This window comes from Pseudomonas sp. GW822-FHT07A10, from assembly GCF_058798795.1.
Map to the genome: position 1 here is coordinate 14,978 of NZ_JBXAKV010000018.1, position 18,270 is coordinate 33,247.

23 protein-coding genes are annotated in these 18,270 nt (G+C 60.7%); 20 read left to right on the forward strand and 3 right to left on the reverse strand.

What is annotated here, in order from left to right; genetic code table 11:
- The first annotated feature begins 49 nt into the window (after positions 1-49).
- The 7 genes from AC1RL4_RS24940 to AC1RL4_RS24970 all read left to right on the forward strand — a co-directional run bounded on the left by AC1RL4_RS24940 (position 50) and on the right by AC1RL4_RS24970 (position 5,517).
- Positions 50-1,186: a protein-glutamate methylesterase/protein-glutamine glutaminase gene (locus tag AC1RL4_RS24940; protein ID WP_230174822.1), complete on the forward strand. Its 1,137-nt coding sequence runs from the start codon at positions 50-52 to the stop codon at positions 1,184-1,186.
- Complete coding sequence (locus AC1RL4_RS24945; RefSeq protein WP_007938659.1) at positions 1,186-1,926, forward strand: flagellar motor protein; 741 nt, start codon at positions 1,186-1,188, stop codon at positions 1,924-1,926. The genes AC1RL4_RS24940 and AC1RL4_RS24945 overlap by 1 nt, the downstream gene beginning before the upstream one ends.
- 12 nt (positions 1,927-1,938) lie before the next feature.
- Positions 1,939-2,835, forward strand: coding sequence for a flagellar motor protein MotD (gene motD / locus AC1RL4_RS24950; protein WP_370695253.1), 897 nt, complete (start codon positions 1,939-1,941; stop codon positions 2,833-2,835).
- A gap of 43 nt (positions 2,836-2,878) precedes the next feature.
- Positions 2,879-3,667 (forward strand): ParA family protein, encoded by a 789-nt coding sequence (locus AC1RL4_RS24955; RefSeq protein ID WP_018925066.1) that lies wholly within the window; start codon positions 2,879-2,881, stop codon positions 3,665-3,667.
- A 30-nt stretch (positions 3,668-3,697) separates the two neighbouring features.
- Positions 3,698-4,564: a CheW domain-containing protein gene (locus AC1RL4_RS24960; RefSeq protein ID WP_019579589.1), complete on the forward strand. Its 867-nt coding sequence runs from the start codon at positions 3,698-3,700 to the stop codon at positions 4,562-4,564.
- A gap of 74 nt (positions 4,565-4,638) precedes the next feature.
- Complete coding sequence (locus AC1RL4_RS24965) at positions 4,639-5,124, forward strand: chemotaxis protein CheW (RefSeq protein ID WP_007938663.1); 486 nt, start codon at positions 4,639-4,641, stop codon at positions 5,122-5,124.
- The gene (locus AC1RL4_RS24970) at positions 5,125-5,517 is read left to right on the forward strand and encodes a DUF2802 domain-containing protein (RefSeq protein ID WP_019579590.1); all 393 of its coding nucleotides are present in this window, start codon (positions 5,125-5,127) and stop codon (positions 5,515-5,517) included. It abuts the gene before it with no gap.
- A 117-nt stretch (positions 5,518-5,634) separates the two neighbouring features.
- Here AC1RL4_RS24970 and AC1RL4_RS24975 read toward each other — a convergent pair whose 3' ends face one another.
- On the reverse strand, positions 5,635-5,964 hold the full coding sequence (locus AC1RL4_RS24975) for an EscU/YscU/HrcU family type III secretion system export apparatus switch protein (protein ID WP_018925069.1): 330 nt from the start codon (positions 5,962-5,964) through the stop codon (positions 5,635-5,637).
- A complete protein-coding gene (fliK, locus tag AC1RL4_RS24980) occupies positions 5,961-7,535 on the reverse strand; it encodes a flagellar hook-length control protein FliK (protein ID WP_230174820.1) in 1,575 nt (524 codons plus the stop codon). Before fliK ends, AC1RL4_RS24975 begins: the two co-directional genes overlap by 4 nt.
- Before the next feature lie 197 nt (positions 7,536-7,732).
- Between fliK and ccmA the strand changes: the two genes are divergently transcribed.
- The 12 genes from ccmA (at position 7,733) to AC1RL4_RS25040 (ending at position 16,089) form a co-directional block, all read left to right on the forward strand.
- Entirely contained in the window at positions 7,733-8,368 is a 636-nt protein-coding gene (gene ccmA, locus AC1RL4_RS24985) for a cytochrome c biogenesis heme-transporting ATPase CcmA (protein ID WP_230174818.1), read from the forward strand.
- Positions 8,365-9,033 (forward strand): heme exporter protein CcmB, encoded by a 669-nt coding sequence (gene ccmB / locus AC1RL4_RS24990; protein WP_007939195.1) that lies wholly within the window; start codon positions 8,365-8,367, stop codon positions 9,031-9,033. Before ccmA ends, ccmB begins: the two co-directional genes overlap by 4 nt.
- 80 nt (positions 9,034-9,113) lie before the next feature.
- Positions 9,114-9,869 (forward strand): heme ABC transporter permease, encoded by a 756-nt coding sequence (locus AC1RL4_RS24995; protein WP_028940003.1) that lies wholly within the window; start codon positions 9,114-9,116, stop codon positions 9,867-9,869.
- Entirely contained in the window at positions 9,866-10,042 is a 177-nt protein-coding gene (ccmD, locus tag AC1RL4_RS25000; RefSeq protein WP_007939192.1) for a heme exporter protein CcmD, read from the forward strand. Before AC1RL4_RS24995 ends, ccmD begins: the two co-directional genes overlap by 4 nt.
- A complete protein-coding gene (ccmE, locus tag AC1RL4_RS25005; RefSeq protein ID WP_008026817.1) occupies positions 10,039-10,494 on the forward strand; it encodes a cytochrome c maturation protein CcmE in 456 nt (151 codons plus the stop codon). Before ccmD ends, ccmE begins: the two co-directional genes overlap by 4 nt.
- A 3-nt stretch (positions 10,495-10,497) precedes the next feature.
- Positions 10,498-12,501 carry a heme lyase CcmF/NrfE family subunit gene (locus tag AC1RL4_RS25010; protein ID WP_019579592.1) on the forward strand — a complete coding sequence of 668 codons (2,004 nt, stop codon included), beginning with the start codon at positions 10,498-10,500 and terminating at the stop codon, positions 12,499-12,501.
- On the forward strand, positions 12,498-13,034 hold the full coding sequence (locus AC1RL4_RS25015; RefSeq protein WP_096479723.1) for a DsbE family thiol:disulfide interchange protein: 537 nt from the start codon (positions 12,498-12,500) through the stop codon (positions 13,032-13,034). The genes AC1RL4_RS25010 and AC1RL4_RS25015 overlap by 4 nt, the downstream gene beginning before the upstream one ends.
- Positions 13,031-13,504, forward strand: coding sequence for a cytochrome c-type biogenesis protein (locus AC1RL4_RS25020; RefSeq protein ID WP_018925074.1), 474 nt, complete (start codon positions 13,031-13,033; stop codon positions 13,502-13,504). Before AC1RL4_RS25015 ends, AC1RL4_RS25020 begins: the two co-directional genes overlap by 4 nt.
- Complete coding sequence (ccmI, locus tag AC1RL4_RS25025; RefSeq protein WP_019579594.1) at positions 13,497-14,705, forward strand: c-type cytochrome biogenesis protein CcmI; 1,209 nt, start codon at positions 13,497-13,499, stop codon at positions 14,703-14,705. The genes AC1RL4_RS25020 and ccmI overlap by 8 nt, the downstream gene beginning before the upstream one ends.
- A 14-nt stretch (positions 14,706-14,719) precedes the next feature.
- Positions 14,720-15,118: a hypothetical protein gene (locus AC1RL4_RS25030; protein ID WP_019579595.1), complete on the forward strand. Its 399-nt coding sequence runs from the start codon at positions 14,720-14,722 to the stop codon at positions 15,116-15,118.
- A gap of 354 nt (positions 15,119-15,472) precedes the next feature.
- Positions 15,473-15,685, forward strand: a complete 213-nt coding sequence (locus tag AC1RL4_RS25035) for a type II toxin-antitoxin system HicA family toxin (protein WP_019579596.1) — start codon at positions 15,473-15,475, stop codon at positions 15,683-15,685.
- A complete protein-coding gene (locus AC1RL4_RS25040) occupies positions 15,685-16,089 on the forward strand; it encodes a type II toxin-antitoxin system HicB family antitoxin (protein ID WP_008014960.1) in 405 nt (134 codons plus the stop codon). The genes AC1RL4_RS25035 and AC1RL4_RS25040 overlap by 1 nt, the downstream gene beginning before the upstream one ends.
- 60 nt (positions 16,090-16,149) lie before the next feature.
- On the opposite strand, the gene AC1RL4_RS25045 is transcribed toward AC1RL4_RS25040, so the two are convergent.
- Positions 16,150-17,355, reverse strand: coding sequence for an MFS transporter (locus AC1RL4_RS25045; protein ID WP_026331725.1), 1,206 nt, complete (start codon positions 17,353-17,355; stop codon positions 16,150-16,152).
- Between the two features lie 235 nt (positions 17,356-17,590).
- Between AC1RL4_RS25045 and AC1RL4_RS25050 the strand changes: the two genes are divergently transcribed.
- Entirely contained in the window at positions 17,591-18,223 is a 633-nt protein-coding gene (locus AC1RL4_RS25050; protein ID WP_019579598.1) for a hypothetical protein, read from the forward strand.
- Positions 18,224-18,270 lie beyond the last annotated feature (47 nt).

The following is an 18,270-nucleotide window of genomic DNA, read 5'->3' on the forward strand; positions in this document are numbered from 1 at the left end:
TTCTGGGGGAGCGGGGCGCCAGAGCCTCGCCCCGTCTAACGGAGTGTTTATGGCAGTCAAAGTCCTGGTGGTGGACGATTCGGGGTTTTTCCGCCGCCGCGTCTCGGAAATTCTTGCAGCGGATTCAAACATCCAGGTCGTCGGTACGGCGACCAACGGAAAAGAGGCGATCGATCAGGCCCTGGCCCTCAAGCCAGACGTGATCACCATGGACTACGAGATGCCGATGATGGATGGCATCACGGCGGTGCGGCACATCATGCAGCGCTGCCCGACCCCGGTGTTGATGTTCTCCTCGCTGACCCACGAAGGCGCCCGGGTCACCCTCGATGCGCTGGATGCCGGCGCAGTGGACTTCCTGCCGAAGAATTTCGAAGACATCTCCCGCAACCCGGAGAAGGTCAAGCAACTGCTGTGCGAGAAGATTCTCAGCATCTCGCGCAGTAACCGTCGTGTCAGTGCCTACACTCCGCCGGCGCCGGTCGCCGCGCCGGCCCCGACGCCTGCTCCTGCGCCTTCGAGCGTCGGCAGCTACGGCAGCAGCGCGCCTGCGCGTCCGGCACCGGCACCGATTGCGGCGCGCCCCCATGCAGCGGCTCCGTCATCGCCTGCGCCGAAACGCAAAGCCTACAAATTGGTCGCCATCGGTACCTCCACCGGCGGCCCGGTTGCGCTGCAACGGGTTCTGACACAGTTGCCGGCCAACTTCCCGGCACCCATCGTGTTGATCCAGCACATGCCGGCCGCCTTCACCAAGGCCTTCGCCGAGCGCCTGGACAAGCTGTGCCGCATCAGTGTCAAGGAAGCCGAGGATGGCGACATCCTGCGTCCGGGCCTGGCGCTGCTGGCACCGGGTGGCAAGCAGATGATGATCGATGGCCGTGGCGCGGTGAAAATCCTGCCGGGCGACGAACGCCTGAACTACAAGCCGTGCGTGGACATTACCTTCGGTTCCGCGGCCAAGTCCTACGGCGACAAAGTTCTGGCGGTGGTACTGACCGGCATGGGCGCCGACGGTCGCGAAGGCGCGCGTCTGCTCAAGCAGGGCGGCAGTGCGATCTGGGCCCAGGATGAAGCTAGTTGTGTGATCTACGGCATGCCGATGGCCATCGTCAAAGCCGAACTCGCGGATGCGGTGTACAGCCTCGACGACATCGGTCGGCACCTGGTTGAGGCTTGCATCTGATGGATGTGCTCAGCCTTATCGGGATCATCATGGCGTTCGTCGCCATCATCGGCGGCAACTACCTTGAAGGCGGTCACCTTGGCGCGCTGGCCAACGGCCCGGCAGCGTTGATCGTCCTCGGTGGCACCATCGGTGCCGCGCTGCTGCAATCGCCGATGAGTGCCTTCAAGCGTGCCATGCAGATTCTTGCCTGGATTCTGTTTCCCCCTCGCGTGGACCTGGCCGGCGGCATTGACCGCGTAGTGAACTGGAGCCTGACCGCTCGCAAGGAAGGTTTGCTCGGGCTGGAAGGGGTGGCCGACGCCGAACCCGACAGCTACTCGCGCAAAGGCCTGCAACTGCTGGTGGACGGCGCCGAGCCGGAAGCGATCCGCAGCATTCTGGAAGTGGACTTCTACACCCAGGAAAGCCGCGACATCGAAGCCGCCAAAGTCTTTGAAAGCATGGGCGGCTACGCGCCGACCATCGGTATCATCGGTGCGGTGATGGGTCTGATCCACGTCATGGGCAACCTGGCCGATCCATCGCAACTGGGTAGCGGCATCGCCGTCGCCTTCGTCGCCACCATCTACGGCGTGGCCAGTGCCAACCTGGTGCTGCTGCCAATTGCCGCCAAGCTCAAGTCCATCGCGTTGCGGCAGTCGCGCTATCGCGAAATGTTGCTGGAAGGGATCCTGTCGATCGCCGAAGGTGAAAACCCTCGCTCTATTGAGTTGAAGCTTCAGGGCTTCATGGATTGATGGGGGAAATGGATTATGGCTCGTCGTCGGCAACCTGAAGAACACGTCAATCACGAACGCTGGCTGGTGTCCTACGCCGACTTCATTACCTTACTGTTCGCGTTCTTCGTGGTGATGTACTCGATCTCTTCGATCAACGAAGGCAAGTACAAGATCATTTCCGAGGCGTTGATCGGAGTGTTTACCGACTCTGACCGCGCCCTCAAGCCGATTCCCATCGGCGAAGAACGACCGAAGACCGTGACCCCGGCCAAGCCATTGGTCAAGGACAGCGAACAGATCGACGCCGGCATCGCCCAGGCCGCCAATGATCCACTCAAAAGCATCGCCGATGACATCAGCGCGGCGTTCGGCGACTTGATCAGTTCCAATCAGATGACCGTGCGCGGCAACGAGTTGTGGGTTGAGATCGAACTCAACTCCAGCCTGTTGTTCGGCAGCGGCGACGCCATGCCCAGCGACATTGCGTTCAACATTATCGACAAGGTCGCCGCGATCCTGCGGCCATTCGACAACCCGATCCACGTCGAAGGCTTCACCGACGATCAGCCGATCCGCACCGCGCAATACCCGACCAACTGGGAGCTGTCCTCGGCCCGTTCGGCGAGCATCGTGCGGATGCTGGCGATGCAGGGCGTGAACCCTGGTCGCTTGGCATCGGTGGGTTATGGCGAATTCCAGCCAGTGGCCAACAACGCCACCGCAGAAGGCCGTGCGCGCAACCGTCGGGTGGTGCTGGTGGTGTCACGCAATCTTGATGTACGCCGTAGCCTCACCGGTACCGGAACGGCTCATGCACAACCGGATGCCGCATTGAAGCGGGCTGGCACACAAACTGCACCGACCCCGGTCAAGTCGCCGGGACGCGAGAGTGCCGTCAATTCTCCGTCACCCGCATTAATACGTTGAGCTATTTCTCGGTTGGCCTTTTCGACCGGGAGGAACAATCCGAATGAGAGTCTGGGCAGTTGCCAATCAAAAGGGTGGTGTCGGTAAAACCACTTCCTCCATTGCTTTAGCCGGTTTACTGGCGGAGGCGGGCAAGCGCGTGGTTGTGGTCGATCTCGACCCCCACGGCTCCATGACCAGCTACTTCGGTTACGACCCCGACAGCCTGGAGCACAGCAGCTACGACCTGTTTCTGCACAAGGGCAACGTGCCGCAAGGCTTGCCCGGTCAGCTGTTGATGCCCACCAGTGACGAACGCATTTCCCTGTTGCCGTCGAGCACCGCGCTGGCCACCCTTGAGCGCCAGTCGCCGGGCCAGAGCGGTTTGGGCCTGGTGATCGCCAAGAGTCTGGCGCAGTTGTGGCAAGACTTCGATTACGCCGTGATCGACAGCCCGCCGTTGCTCGGCGTGCTGATGGTCAATGCCTTGGCGGCCAGCCAGCAGTTGGTGATTCCGGTGCAGACCGAGCACTTGGCGGTCAAAGGCCTGGAACGCATGGTCAACACGCTGGCGATGATCAACCGCTCGCGCAAACTGGCGTTGCCGTTCAACATCGTGCCGACCCTGTTCGACCGCCGTACCCAGGCTTCGCTTGGCACTCTGCGCGTGTTGCGCGACAAGTACCCGGAAGAAATCTGGCAAGGCTACATCCCGATCGACACCCGCTTGCGTGACGCGAGCCGGGCAGGGCTGACGCCTTCGCAATTCGATGGCAAGAGTCGCGGCGTTCTCGCCTACCGCGCACTGCTCAAGCATCTGCTCGCCCAGCAACTTGTTCCGCAGGTGGCTTGAGATGAGCCTGATTCCTACGATGGTATTCGCATGACCCGGCCGGTGAAGATCACCTCGCGCCCGCAATTGGCCCTTCAGTCTTATCTGGATGGCTTGCTGCAGGACGCGACCGAAGAGTTGCTGCCAGAAGTCCAGGTGCTGCCCGAGGTTGTCGAGACTGAGGCTGCGCTGGACGAGTTCCAGGCGGCGGTGCTCGAAGAACAGGCCCGGGATGCACAGACACCCGCAGTGGCCGCAGCTCCTGTCGTCGCGCCAGTGGTGAAAACGCCGGTAGCTGTGATCGACGCACCGGCACCGATTCTGGCACCTGTCTCGACCATTGCACCGCTACTGCAAGCGTTGGTGCCGCCGGTGGTGGAAGTTCATCTGCCGCCGAGCAACACGCCGCCTCCGGTGGAAAACGACGATCGTCCGGCCTGGGCGGCCGAGCCGTTCGAATGCCTGTTGTTCGATGTCGCCGGGTTGACCCTGGCGGTGCCGCTGGTGTGCCTGGGCTCGATTTATTCCCTGGCCGGCCACGAGCTGACGCCGTTGTTCGGTCAGCCGGAATGGTTCCTCGGGATCCTGCCAAGCCAGGCCGGCAACCTGAAAGTGCTGGATACCGCACGCTGGGTCATGCCGGACCGCTACCGCGATGATTTCCGCCAGGGCCTGCAATACGTTATTTCGGTCCAGGGCTATGAGTGGGGGCTGGCGGTGCATCAGGTCAGCCGCTCGTTGCGCCTGGACCCGAATGAAATCAAATGGAGAAGTCACCGGGGGCAGCGACCATGGCTCGCCGGCACGGTGATTGAACACATGTGCGCCTTGCTCGATGTCGCCGCACTGGCCGAATTGATCGCCAGCGGCGGGGCGAAGCACATGGGCGGCAGTAAGCCGAACCACAAACCGACATAAAAAACACGCATCGGCATTCAAGTGCCGGTGCACTGAATACACACCGCTAGGGCGGTTTTTCGAGGGGTCAGGGTATGAATGACAAGGCGACGGCGGCAAAAGGTTCCGAAGATCCGATCCTGCAATGGGTCACCTTCAAGCTGGACAATGAAACCTACGGCATCAACGTGATGCGCGTTCAGGAAGTCCTGCGCTACACCGAAATCGCTCCGGTACCGGGTGCCCCGAGCTACGTGCTGGGTATCATCAACCTGCGCGGCAACGTGGTCACCGTGATCGACACCCGCCAGCGTTTCGGCCTGGGTACGGTCGACGTCAGTGACAACACCCGCATCGTCATCATCGAAGCCGACAAGCAAGTGGTCGGGATCATGGTCGATAGCGTGGCTGAAGTGGTTTATCTGCGTCAGTCGGAAATCGAGACCGCACCGAACGTCGGTAACGAGGAGTCCGCCAAGTTCATTCAAGGCGTGTGCAACAAGAACAACGAATTGCTGATCCTGGTCGAACTGGACAAGATGATGAGCGAAGAAGAATGGTCGGAACTGGAGAGTATCTGATTGATTCTTGAGGTGGCTGTGATTGTCCTGTTCCTTTTGTGGGCAGGCACGCTGGCGATGTTCCTGGCGTACATCCGCGCTCAAAGGCAGATCGCCGCACAACAGGCCCAGGGCGATGCGCTGCGCGATCAGCGCATCAAGGATCTGGCCAAACGCGTCGAAGACTACCAAAGCGGCAACGTGCGCATGGGTGAAGACCTGCACGAACTGCGCGCGGTGGTCGGACCGTTGCCGGACAAACTGGCGCAGTTGGAACAGCGTGATCCATCGAGCCTTTCATTCGCCCAGGCCGCGCGCCTGGTGGGGATGGGGGCCAGCGTCGATGAGCTGACTCAGTCTTGCGGCTTGACCCAGGCTGAGGCGGAGTTGATGAGCAAGTTGCACAGAAACTGAAAAGAGCAAAAGATCGCAGCCTCGTTTCACTCGACAGCTCCTACATTGGGATGGTGTACGCCCTGTAGGAGCTGTCGAGTGAAACGAGGCTGCGATCTTCTTACATTCAACAAAGATTCAATAATCATCCCCGCGCTCGGTGACATCCTTCTCCACCGTCACCGCATGCGGATCATGCCCCGCCGGAAACTTGCCTTTCAGATTCCAGGCAAACGCAATGATCTCGGCAATCGTGCGGTACAACTCCTCGGGAATACTCTCGCCCAATTCCATCCGCGCCAGCAGTTTTACCAACTCGGCGTTCTCGTAAATCGGCACTTCGTAGTCACGGGCAATCCGCAGAATTTCTTCAGCCAGTTCTTCGTCACCTTTGGCCGTAAGGGTAGGGGCGTGGCTGCCGTCGTACTTGAGGGCGATGGCCTGGCGCGGTGCGGTGGATTCGTTCATGCGGTTTCGTCGACCCAGCGTTGTTCGAGACGGGTTTGAGGGCCTTGTGGCGGTGTGCCGAGGTGGCAATCCAGATCGCCGACGTTCAGGCCTGACGCCAGCAAGCGTTCGCGCAGCGCGGCCAGATTGCTTTCGATCAGGCTCGCGGTGTAAGGCCGTTCGGCCCACAGCTGACTGGAGAGGCTGCCTTTGATCAGTTGGGCCTGAATCTGCAACGGCCCTAACGGCTCCATGTCGAACGCCAGATCGACTCGCCACAATTGTTGTTTTGGTTCGCGTTCGTCGCGACGTTCGCGCGGTTGTTCTTTTTCGGGGGCTTCTTCGCGCTGGAATTTGACCTGCAACGGCACGATGTCCTGCAGATTGCGCATGGGGATTTCCAGTTGCCAGGTGCTCATCAACCGCCCGTCACTGGTGACGCCAGTCTGCTCAAGGCTCGACAGCTGATGACTTTGTAAACGTGAAACCGCCGCAGCCGCCAGGCGCAGCAGGTGCTCGAGATCATCTTCGCCTTCCGCGCTTTGCAGCAGGCGCTCGGGCAGCGGAAAACTGGTCGGTGACGGTTTGGCGCTGACTTGCCCGAGCATGCCCAGGGCATTGCGCACGAAACTCGGCATGGCCTGGGCCAGGGTGTTGGCGGCAATGATTGCGGTGAGATTGGTGTTGGCCGGCAAGCCCGGCGTCAGTTGGGCGATCAGCTTGAGCAGGTCGCCTTTCATGTCTGGCGCCAGCGTCGGGTTTTGTCCGGTCAGCAATTTGGCTTCGAGGAACAGGCCACTGTTGGCCAGTGCCTGGGCCAGGCCTTTGGGCGTACTCAGTTGTTGAACGTCCGGCAGGCCGGCGAGCAGTTTGTCCACGGCCGCGCGCAGGTCGCTGGAGGTCTGATCCGAGGGCGGCAGGTTTTGCAGGAGTTTGATCAAGCCATCCAGAGAACCTTGGCGGCTTTGCTGGCTGACCAATTGTTGCGTTACCGCCAACTGTTCCTGACGGCTGCTCAGCGGCACGAATTTGAGTGTCTGGGTGTCCTGCACCAAGGCACTCAGCAAGGTGCCGATGCGCAGCGGTGTCGGGCTGTCGATGCTCAGTGTGCTGCCGCTCAGTGCGGTGTTGAGCAGGCTCACCATCGAGCGAAACACCGTCGGCTGGCCCGGCACCTGCGGCATCACCTGAGAGGTCAGCACTTTGCCTTGCAGCAGGGTGCCGACCGGCAGTTGCGCGGTGTCGATACGGGTGAGGGTGGCGACGCTGGAGGCGATGGCCTGTTGCACCGTGACCGCCAGATTGCCCGCCGACGGCTGGGTGATCGACAGGCTGGTGCCTTGGGGCAACGGCTGAGTGCTGGTGGCCTGGACCGTGGTCTGGCGGCCGCTGTCGAGGGTGACCTTGAGCAACAGTTGAAAGGTCTGATCTGCCTGCTTGAGCGACAGCACTTCAGCCTTGGCAGTCTGCCCGGCCGTGATCAAGCCCTCCATCGGCGTCAGCAGCTTGAGCAACTCGCCGCTGATCACCAATGGACGCGAAGTCGCCGGGGTGGTTGGCGGGAGCGGGAGGATGTTCATTTCGCCTGTCATACGCGGACACAACCTGAGGAAATTGCACTCTTGAGAGTAGGGAACGCCATGTATAATGCCGCCCGTCTTTCGCTGAGTGGCGAAAACATTGCAATTGATTGACGCAGCTCTCTAGAACAAGCCGTCATAGCATCTATGCTGCATCTCTTTAACGGCCGCGCCAGAGCCGACTTGAACCGCATAAGGCCCGTGAACCCTTGACCAGTCCTGTCCTGCAAACCGTTGCCCTTGCCTGTGAGCGAGACCTTCGGCTGCTCTTCGAAAATCTCGAATTGCGACTGGCCAGTGGCGAAATGTTACAGATCAGCGGCCCCAACGGCAGTGGCAAGACCAGCCTGTTACGTCTGCTTTGTGGCTTGATGCACCCGACCGCCGGTCAAGTGTTGCTCAACGGCCAGCCACTGAGCGAACAACGCAGCGAACTGGCGCACAACCTGCTGTGGATCGGCCATGCCGCCGGCATCAAGGACCTGCTGACCCCCGAAGAAAACCTCAGCTGGCTCTGTGCCTTGCATCAACCGGCCTCCCATGAGGCGATCTGGCAAGCACTGGCGGCGGTGGGGCTGCGCGGTTTCGAGGATGTTCCCTGTCACACCCTGTCTGCCGGCCAGCAACGTCGTGTGGCGTTGGCGCGGTTGTACCTGGACAGCCCGCCGCTGTGGATCCTCGACGAGCCATTCACCGCGCTCGACAAACAAGGCGTGGCGCAACTCGAAGAACACCTGGCCGCGCACTGCGAGCGCGGCGGCATGGTGGTGCTGACCACTCACCACACGCTGAGCCGGATGCCGGCCGGTTATCGCGACATTGATTTGGGGAATTGGGCCGTATGAGTGTTTTCGGCCTGTTGGTCGCCCGTGAGGCTCGTTTGCTGTTCCGCCGTCCCGCCGAATTGGCGAACCCGTTGGTATTTTTCGCCATCGTCGTCTCCTTGTTCCCGCTGGCGGTTGGTCCCGAGACTCAATTGTTGCAAACCTTGTCTCCGGGGCTGGTCTGGGTGGCGGCGCTTTTATCGGTCTTGCTCTCGCTGGACGGGCTCTTCCGCAGTGATTTCGAAGACGGATCCCTTGAACAGTGGGTCCTTTCGTCGCACCCCCTGCCTCTTCTGGTGCTGGCCAAGGTGCTGGCACACTGGGCCTTTTCCGGCCTGGCACTGGTTTTGCTCGCGCCATTGCTGGCGCTGATGCTCGGTTTGCCTGCCGCTTGTCTGCCGGTGTTGCTGCTTTCTTTATTGCTCGGTACACCGGTGTTGAGCCTGCTCGGTGCGGTGGGCGCGGCGCTGACGGTAGGATTGAAGCGTGGTGGCCTGTTGCTGGCGCTGCTGATTCTGCCGCTGTATATCCCGGTGTTGATTCTCGGCAGTGGCGCCTTGCAGGCGGCATTGCAGGGCATGCCGGCGACCGGTTATCTCTTGTGGCTTGGTAGCCTGACCGCCCTGGCGATAACCCTGGCACCTTTTGCAATAGCTGCTGGCCTGAAGATCAGTGTCGGCGAATAATGAGGTCTGGTTAAAATTTAACCAGTAAAGACCCTTTGGCTGTTTCGTGATAACGAACAGCAACCGTGATGGAAACAGCAATGAACTGGACCTGGTTTCATAAGCTCGGCTCGCCCAAATGGTTTTACGGCATCAGCGGCAAAATGCTGCCCTGGCTGAGCGTCGCGGCGTTGCTGCTGATTAGCGTCGGCGTGGTCTGGGGCCTGGCCTTCGCGCCACCGGACTACCAGCAAGGCAATAGCTTTCGAATTATCTATATCCATGTTCCCGCCGCCATGCTGGCGCAGTCGATCTACGTGATGCTGGCTGTGTGCGGCGTTGTCGGGCTGGTGTGGAAAATGAAACTGGCCGATGTCGCCCTGCAATGCGCGGCCCCGATCGGTGCCTGGATGACCGCCGTAGCGCTGGTCACCGGGGCGATCTGGGGCAAACCGACCTGGGGTTCGTGGTGGGTCTGGGATGCGCGACTTACGTCCATGTTGATTCTGCTGTTTCTGTACTTCGGTCTTATTGCGCTGGGCAACGCCATCAGCAATCGTGACAGCGCGGCCAAGGCCTGCGCGGTGCTGGCGATTGTCGGTGTGATCAACATCCCGATCATCAAATACTCGGTGGAGTGGTGGAACACCCTGCACCAGGGCGCGACGTTCACCCTCACCGAAAAACCGGCGATGCCCGCCGAGATGTGGCTGCCACTGCTGCTGACGGTGTTGGGTTTCTACTGTTTCTTCGGCGCGGTGCTGTTGCTGCGCATGCGCCTTGAAGTGCTCAAGCGCGAAGCCCGGGCGAGCTGGGTGAAATCCGAAGTGCAGAACAGTCTGGAGGCCGCTCGATGAGTTTCGCTTCATTCGGCGACTTTCTCGCCATGGGCCATCACGGCTTGTATGTCTGGTCAGCCTATGGCATTTGCCTGGCGGTGCTGGCCCTCAACGTGGCGGCGCCGATCCTGGCCCGCAAGCGGTATCTGCAACAAGAGGCGCGTCGTTTGCGCCGGGAGAACGGCCAGTGAATCCGCTGCGTAAAAAGCGTCTTATCATCATTCTCGCGATCCTGGTCGGTGTCGGCGCTGCCGTCGGCCTGGCCCTGAGCGCCCTGCAGCAGAACATCAATCTGTTTTACACCCCGACCCAGATCGCCAATGGCGAAGCGCCGCAAGACACGCGCATCCGTGCGGGCGGAATGGTCGAAAAAGGCTCGCTGCAACGTTCCGGCGATTCCCTGGACGTGAAATTCATCGTCACCGACTTCAACAAATCCGTGACCATCAGCTATCGCGGCATCCTCCCGGACCTGTTCCGCGAAGGGCAGGGCATCGTTGCCCTCGGCAAGCTCAACGCTGATGGCGTGGTGGTGGCCGACGAAGTGCTGGCCAAGCACGACGAGAAGTACATGCCGCCGGAAGTGACCAAGGCGTTGAAAGACAGTGGTCAATCGGCACCTACGCCAGCCAAGGAGGGCTAACGGATGACTTCCGCACTTTACAGCTCGGGGCTATTCATCCCCGAACTCGGCCATCTGGCCATGATCCTGGCGTTGTGTTTTGCGTTGGTGCAGGCCGTGGTGCCGTTGCTCGGTGCCTGGCGCGGCGACCGTTTGTGGATGAGCCTGGCCCAGCCGGCCGCGTGGGGGCAGTTCGCGTTTTTGCTGTTCGCCTTCGGTTGCCTGACCTATGCGTTCATGGCGGACGACTTCTCCGTCGCCTACGTGGCCAGCAACTCCAACAGCGCGCTGCCGTGGTACTACAAGTTCAGCGCCGTGTGGGGCGCTCACGAAGGTTCGTTGCTGCTGTGGGCGTTGATTCTCGGCGGCTGGACCTTCGCGGTGTCGGTGTTCTCCCGACAGTTGCCGCAAGTGATGCTGGCCCGGGTGCTGGCGGTGATGGGCATGATCAGCACGGGTTTCCTGCTGTTCCTGATCCTGACGTCTAACCCTTTCGCCCGGATCTTGCCGCAGATGCCGGCGGACGGGCGCGATCTTAATCCTCTGCTGCAAGACATCGGCCTGATTGTTCATCCGCCGATGCTGTACATGGGGTATGTCGGTTTCTCCGTGGCCTTCGCCTTCGCCATCGCCGCGCTGTTGGGCGGTCGTCTCGATGCGGCGTGGGCGCGCTGGTCCCGTCCGTGGACCATCGTCGCCTGGGCCTTCCTTGGCATCGGTATCACGTTGGGTTCCTGGTGGGCCTACTACGAACTCGGCTGGGGCGGCTGGTGGTTCTGGGACCCGGTGGAAAACGCGTCCTTCATGCCTTGGCTGGTGGGCACGGCGCTGATTCACTCGTTGGCGGTCACGGAAAAACGTGGCGTGTTCAAGAGCTGGACCGTGCTGTTGGCCATCGCCGCATTCTCGTTGAGCCTGCTCGGGACCTTCCTGGTGCGTTCCGGCGTGCTGACCTCGGTTCACGCCTTTGCCTCCGACCCTGAGCGTGGTGTGTTCATTCTGGTCTTCCTGCTGTTTGTGGTCGGCGGTTCGTTGACGCTGTTCGCCCTGCGCGCGCCGGTGGTCAAGAGCCATGTCGGCTTCAACCTCTGGTCCCGGGAAACCCTGCTGCTGGGCAACAACCTGGTGCTGGTGGTGGCTGCTTCGATGATTCTGCTGGGCACCCTGTATCCGCTGATCCTTGACGCGATGACCGGTGCCAAGCTGTCGGTCGGCCCGCCGTACTTCAACGCGCTGTTCATTCCGTTGATGGCGATCCTGATGATAGTGATGGCGGTCGGCGTGGTGGTGCGCTGGAAAGACACCCCGGTCAAATGGCTGGTGAGCATGCTGACCCCGGTATTACTCGGCAGCACCGCGCTGGCCGTCGTGGCGGGCGTTGCTTACGGCGATTTCAACTGGGCGGTGCTGGCAACTTTCATGTTGGCTGCCTGGGTGTTGCTGGCCGGGGTGCGGGACATTTTCGACAAGACTCGCCACAAAGGCCTGATCAAAGGACTGCCGACCCTGACCCGCAGTTATTGGGGCATGCAACTCGCGCATTTGGGCATTGCCGTGTGCGCGCTGGGTGTCGTGTTGTCGAGCCAGAACAGCGCCGAGCGTGATCTGCGCCTGGCACCGGGTGAGTCCATGAGCCTGGCCGGTTACCAGTTTGTGTTCGAAGGCGCCAAGCACTTCGAAGGCCCGAACTTCACCTCCGACAAGGGCACCGTACGGGTGATCCGCGACGGTAAGGAAGTCAGCGTGCTGCACCCGGAAAAACGCCTGTACACGGTGCAGAACTCGATGATGACCGAGGCCGGGATCGACGCCGGTTTCACCCGTGACCTGTACGTCGCACTGGGCGAGCCGTTGGGCGAGGGCGCCTGGGCGGTTCGCGTGCACGTCAAACCGTTCGTGCGCTGGATCTGGTTCGGTGGGCTTCTCACCGGTTTGGGTGGGTTGTTGGCGGCGCTGGATCGCCGTTATCGAGTCAAGGTAAAAAGCCGCGTGCGTGAAGCGCTCGGCATGACGGGAGCCACCGCATGAGACGTTGGTTGATGCTGTTGCCGCTGGCGATTTTTCTGGTGGTTGCTGTTTTTCTGTATCGGGGGCTGTACCTGAACCCGGCCGAGTTGCCCTCGGCGATGATCGGCAAGCCGTTCCCGGAGTTTTCCCTGCTCTCGGTGCAGGGCGACAAAACCCTGACCAAAGCGGACATTATGGGTAAACCGGCGCTGGTCAACGTCTGGGGCACCTGGTGCATTTCCTGCCGGGTCGAGCACCCGGTGTTGAACAAACTGGCCGAGAAGGGCGTGGTGATCTACGGCATCAACTACAAGGACACCAATGCAGACGCCTTGAAGTGGCTGGCCGAGTTCCACAACCCGTATCAACTGGACGTCCGTGACGATGAAGGCACCCTGGGCCTGAACCTCGGCGTGTATGGCGCGCCGGAAACCTTCTTCATCGACGCCAAGGGCATCATCCGCGACAAGTTCGTCGGGGTGATCGACGAACAGGTCTGGCGCGAAAAACTGGCGGCCAAGTATCAGGCGCTGGTCGACGAGGCCAAGCCATGAAGCGCTGGATTGCCGCCGCCGTTCTGGGGTTGAGCATGGCTGGCGTGGCCCACGCCGCCATCGATACCTATGAGTTCGCCAAAGAGGGCGATCGCGAGCGTTTTCGCGAGCTGACCAAAGAGCTGCGTTGCCCCAAGTGCCAGAATCAGGACATTGCCGACTCCAACGCACCGATCGCCGCCGACCTGCGTAAAGAGATTTTCCGCATGCTCGGCGAGGGCAAGGACAATCAGCAGATCATCGACTTCATGGTCGACCGCTACGGTGATTTCGTCCGCTATAAACCTGCTCTGAATGCCAAGACCGCATTGCTCTGGTTCGGCCCGGCTGGCCTGCTGCTGGGCGGTTTTGTGATCATCGCCGTGATCGTCCGCCGTCGTCGCGTGCAACGCGCTGACAGCCCGGACACGCTTTCTTTTGATGAGCGCGAGCGCCTCGACCACCTGTTGGATAAAACCAAGCATGATTGATTTCTGGCTCGCTGCAGGCCTGCTGCTTCTGGTAGCCCTGAGTTTTTTGCTGATCCCCGTTCTGCGCGGTCGTCGCGCCCAGCTTGAAGAGGATCGTACGGCGCTTAACGTCGCGCTGTATCAGGAGCGCGTGGCTGAGTTGCAGACTCAGCAAGAAGAAGGCGTACTCAACGCCGAACAAATGAATGCCGGCCGCGCCGAAGCCGCCCGTGAACTGCTTGCCGACACTGAAGGCGTCGAGGCACCGCGAGTGTCGCGCCTGGGCAAGCCATTGCCATTGCTGGCGGCAATTCTGGTGCCCGTGCTGGGCCTTGGGCTGTACCTGCATTTCGGTGCCAGCGACAAAGTCGAGCTGACCCGCGAGTTCGCCCAGGCGCCGCAGTCGATGGAAGACATGACCCGTCGCCTGGAGCGTGCGGTTGCGGCCCAACCGGATTCGGCCGAAGGCCTGTACTTCCTCGGCCGCACTTACATGGCTCAGGACCGCCCTGGCGATGCGGCGAAGATCTTCGAACGCACCGTGAACCTGGCCGGTCGCCAGCCGGAACTGCTCGGGCAGTGGGCTCAGGCCCAATACTTCGCCGATGGCAAGAAGTGGTCGGACAAGGTCCAGGCCCTGACTGACGAAGCACTGAAAGCCGATCCGAAGGAGGTCACCAGCCTCGGTCTGCTGGGCATCGCGGCCTTCGAAGGCGAGCGTTACCAGGAAGCCATCGACTACTGGAATCGCCTGTTGGTGCAACTGCCGCCGGATGACCAGTCCCGTGTCGCGCTGCAAGGCGGCATCGCCAAGGCCGCCGAGAAGCTTGAAGCCAGCGGTGGCAAGGTGGCTCAGGTTCAGGCTCCGGCAGTGAAGGTTGCAGCACTGCTCAAGGTGCGTGTCGATCTGGCGCCCGACTTGAAAGCCAGGGTCCAGCCCGGCGACAGCGTGTTCATCTTCGCCCGCGCCACCGCAGGCCCGCCCGCACCATTGGCGGCCAAGCGTCTGACCGTTGCCGACCTGCCAGCGACCGTCGAGCTGGGCGATGCGGATGCAATGATGCCCCAGTTGAAACTGTCGAACTTCCCCGAAGTCCAACTGGTTGCGCGCATCTCCCGCGCCGGCCAACCGACTGCCGGCGAATGGATCGGTCGTAGCCAACCTTTGGCCACCAGCACCACCGCGCCACAAAAACTGACCATCGACAGCCCGGATAAATAACAGGAAACGCCGCCATGACCGCCTTCGCTCGTATCACTCTCCTCAGCATGATGGTTTTGGGGCTAAGCGCGTGTGCGGTCCAGGAGTACGAACCCGAACGGCTGCCGCCAATCCCGCCCTCGCAGCCGAGCACCAAACCGACCACGCCGAGCAAACCGGTCACGCCGAGCAAACCATCGAAGCCGGTGCAACGCACCTCCGCCAGCTTCGCCCCGCCACCGGGGGGTAATAGCCATTGGGATGCGAAACTCGGCGTTTACGTCCTCGACAATCAAACCAACACCTTCTACCGCCAGCGCACCTACTATCGCTGGGACAACGGCTGGAGCCGCTCGATCAGCCCTAACGGGCCGTGGGAAGAGACGGATATCCACGGTGTACCGGGTGGGCTGGGCAGACAATTCGGGCAGTGAATGGAAACGGCGATCTGAGGATCGCCGTTTTGCTTTTTGGCATTTGAAAAGATCGCAGGCTTCGCCAGCTCCTACAGAATCGTGTACGACGATGATCGCGCGTGTACGCGGTTAATGTAGGAGCTGGCGAAGCCTGCGATCTTTTGATTCTGGTTGAGCGATTCAACTGCAGTGCCAGGAACTTGAAAGTGTTCTGAGAGCGAGCCACATCAGAAAATCTCTCAAGGGAGTGGGGGTACAACCCGATCAAATCAACACCCTGTAAAACAACCGAGCGTCGTGATTCGGATTTTTGTGCTTGAGTAAAAATAACCCTAGGGTTATTTTTGTTGGGCCGGCGCAAGGAGGTTGGTGGTGCAGAGCAGGTTATTGATCAAGGAACTGATGGAGGCGGGCTGGACACTGGACCGGGTCACCGGCAGTCATCACATCTTCACTCACCGTTACAACCCTTACACGATACCCGTCCCTCATCCGAAGAAGGATTTACCGATCGGGACGGTCAAAAGCATCAGGAGGCGAGCCGGGCTTTATTGCCCGGGAGCCAGTTTGGCAGGAGATCCATAATGCAATACCCAATCTGTATCGAGTGGGGCGACGAGAACACCGCCATCGGTATTCAGATCCCCGATATTCCTGGTGCCGTAACGGCCGGGGATACGTTTGAAGATGCTTACAACGCGGCAGTCGAGATTGCCCACATCATGCTGCAGGAGATCATGGCGGACGGGGAGTCAATTCCGATGCCGACCTCTGCGGCCGCGCATCGCGAGAATCCGGAATTTGCCGACATGGGTTGGGGGATGCTGGAGCTGGACATCTCGCCGTATCTGGGCAAGACCGAGAAGGTCAACGTAACGCTGCCTGGCTACGTGATTCAGCGCATTGATCGTTATGTGCGAGAGCACAACGTCAAAAGTCGCTCCTCCTTTCTTGCGGATGCGGCGATGGAGAAGCTGGTTCGGCATTGAGGGGGGGCAGTTACATCACCTTCGCGGGCAAGTCGGATCGCCCGCGAAGCTTTTAGGTTTTTAAGCCGCTACCAGTGCCGGCTTCTCTGAAGCACTCAAAAAACGCAACAACGCCAGCAACGGAAACACGCTGCCGACAATCACGATCCACAACCAGCCACCGTGTTCGTACACCGCACTGGCCACCGATGAGCCGAACGCGCCGCCGATGAAGATGCTGGTCATGTACAGCGCATTCAGACGGCCGCGGCTCTTGGCGTCGAGGGTGTAGACCGCGCGCTGGCCGAGGACCATGTTCATCTGCACACAGAAATCCAGTACCACGCCGGTCACGGCCAGGCCGATGACGCTGTAGGCCGGGTGGATGAAGGCCGGCAGGAAGCTCAGGCTGGCGAACAGCATCGCCAGCAGCGAGGCGAGGCGGGTGTGGCCGGCATCGGCCAGTCGACCAGCGATGGGTGCGGCAATCGCGCCGATGGCTCCGACCAGGGCGAAGATCGCGATCTGGGTTTGCGACAAGCCATGATTGCGCGCCAGTTCCAGCGGCACGGCAGTCCAGAACAGGCTGAACGTGGCGAACATGCAGGCTTGGTAAAAGGCCCGTTGACGCAACACCGGTTGCTGGCGCAGCAGCGTCCAGAGCGAGCCCAGTAACTGGCCATAAGAGGCACTGTGATCAGGCTGACGCTTGGGCACCGTCAGGGCCAGGACGATGCTGATCGCTGCCATCAACACCGCAGCGATGACGAACATCGCACGCCATCCGAAGTGGTCGGCCACTACGCTGGACACCGGCCGGGCCAGCAGAATCCCCAACAGCAGACCGCCCATGATCCCGCCAACCACGCGGCCGCGCGACGCTTCCGGCGTCAGGTGGGCGGCCAGCGGAATCAGGATCTGTACCGACACCGAGCTGAAACCCACCAGCAACGAAATCAACAGGAAAACGTTCGGTTGATCGGTGAACGCCGCGCCCAGCAAACTGGCAATCGCCACCACGGTGGTGATGATCATCAAGCGACGGTTCTCCAGCAGATCACCCAGCGGTACCAGGAAGAACAGACCCAGCGCGTAACCAATCTGCGTCAGCGAAACGATCAGGCTGGCCATGGTGTCGGTCAGGCCGATGTCCGGCGCGATCAGGCCGATGATCGGCTGGGCGTAGTAGATGTTGGCAACGATCGCGCCGCAGCAGAAGGCGAAAAGCAGCACCATGCCCCGGGTCATTGTCGCGGCACCGTGGGGCGCCTGAGTCGCTGGATTCATAACGTGGCTCGCTGAACAAGAAAGAATGCGCGGAGGCTAATCGGCTGGCTAGAGCGGCGGAAGAGGGTTTGGATTGATAGTAATCATTCCTTTGCGGAATGAGTGACGCCGGTATGCGCTGTCTGCCGATGAACCATGCATCCGAATAGTGGGATCCGATGATACATTCACTTACATCCTCTTCGATAGCGTGCTTATGTTCTCCAGCGCTCCATAAACCGGAAGGTACTTCGATATGAATGCGATGTTCCGTCACCTGATTCGCGGCGCTTGCGTTGTTACCTTGATCAGCTTGTTCACGGCAGGTTTCGCTCAGGCTGCCGATGTGCCGCCGGGAATGCGCATTGGCGTGCGCGGCGAGATCACCGGCATCAGCGCCGACGTCATGAAGGTCCATGCCAACAGCGGCGAAAACGTGCTGATCAACCTGACCAAGGACACCAAAATCCGCGCCGTCACCCTGGCCAATATCGAAGACATCAAGCCCGGCAGCTACATCGGCTCGGCTGCCGTGCCGCAGGAGGATGGCACGCTCAAGGCGCTGGAAGTCCACGTCTTCCCGCCGGAACTGGCCGGCAGCGGCGACGGTCATCGGCCTTTTGATCTGGTCAAGGGCAGCAGCATGACCAATGGCAGCGTAGGCGATCTGGTGGTCAGCAACGGCCGGGTTTTGACAGTCAATTACAAGGGCGGCCAACAGACGATTCTGGTGCCGGAGGATGTGCCAATCGTCAATCTGGTGCCGGGGGATCGCCGCTTGCTGAAGGTGGGCGTGAAGATCGTGACGTTTGTGACCCAGAGTGCCGACGGGACACTGACCGCTCAATCCATTTCGGCCGGCAAGGACGGTGTGACACCGCCGATGTAACGGTATCCCACAAAAAAGGCGACCTTCACAGGTCGCCTATTTCATTG

Bases quoted from the DNA above. Each gene is read 5' to 3' on its own strand.
- AC1RL4_RS24945 (WP_007938659.1), top strand. From the start codon at position 1,186: ATGGATGTGCTCAGCCTTATCGGGATCATCATGGCGTTCGTCGCCATC.
- ccmB (WP_007939195.1), top strand. From the start codon at position 8,365: ATGAGTGTTTTCGGCCTGTTGGTCGCCCGTGAGGCTCGTTTGCTGTTC.
- AC1RL4_RS25020 (WP_018925074.1), top strand. From the start codon at position 13,031: ATGAAGCGCTGGATTGCCGCCGCCGTTCTGGGGTTGAGCATGGCTGGC.
- AC1RL4_RS24995 (WP_028940003.1), top strand. From the start codon at position 9,114: ATGAACTGGACCTGGTTTCATAAGCTCGGCTCGCCCAAATGGTTTTAC.
- AC1RL4_RS25040 (WP_008014960.1), top strand. From the start codon at position 15,685: ATGCAATACCCAATCTGTATCGAGTGGGGCGACGAGAACACCGCCATC.
- ccmD (WP_007939192.1), top strand. From the start codon at position 9,866: ATGAGTTTCGCTTCATTCGGCGACTTTCTCGCCATGGGCCATCACGGC.
- AC1RL4_RS24960 (WP_019579589.1), top strand. From the start codon at position 3,698: ATGACCCGGCCGGTGAAGATCACCTCGCGCCCGCAATTGGCCCTTCAG.
- AC1RL4_RS25010 (WP_019579592.1), top strand. From the start codon at position 10,498: ATGACTTCCGCACTTTACAGCTCGGGGCTATTCATCCCCGAACTCGGC.
- AC1RL4_RS25030 (WP_019579595.1), top strand. From the start codon at position 14,720: ATGACCGCCTTCGCTCGTATCACTCTCCTCAGCATGATGGTTTTGGGG.
- ccmI (WP_019579594.1), top strand. From the start codon at position 13,497: ATGATTGATTTCTGGCTCGCTGCAGGCCTGCTGCTTCTGGTAGCCCTG.
- AC1RL4_RS24965 (WP_007938663.1), top strand. From the start codon at position 4,639: ATGAATGACAAGGCGACGGCGGCAAAAGGTTCCGAAGATCCGATCCTG.
- AC1RL4_RS25015 (WP_096479723.1), top strand. From the start codon at position 12,498: ATGAGACGTTGGTTGATGCTGTTGCCGCTGGCGATTTTTCTGGTGGTT.
- AC1RL4_RS25050 (WP_019579598.1), top strand. From the start codon at position 17,591: ATGAATGCGATGTTCCGTCACCTGATTCGCGGCGCTTGCGTTGTTACC.
- AC1RL4_RS24940 (WP_230174822.1), top strand. From the start codon at position 50: ATGGCAGTCAAAGTCCTGGTGGTGGACGATTCGGGGTTTTTCCGCCGC.
- fliK (WP_230174820.1), bottom strand. From the start codon at position 7,535: ATGACAGGCGAAATGAACATCCTCCCGCTCCCGCCAACCACCCCGGCG.
- AC1RL4_RS25045 (WP_026331725.1), bottom strand. From the start codon at position 17,355: ATGAATCCAGCGACTCAGGCGCCCCACGGTGCCGCGACAATGACCCGG.
- AC1RL4_RS24975 (WP_018925069.1), bottom strand. From the start codon at position 5,964: ATGAACGAATCCACCGCACCGCGCCAGGCCATCGCCCTCAAGTACGAC.
- AC1RL4_RS24955 (WP_018925066.1), top strand. From the start codon at position 2,879: ATGAGAGTCTGGGCAGTTGCCAATCAAAAGGGTGGTGTCGGTAAAACC.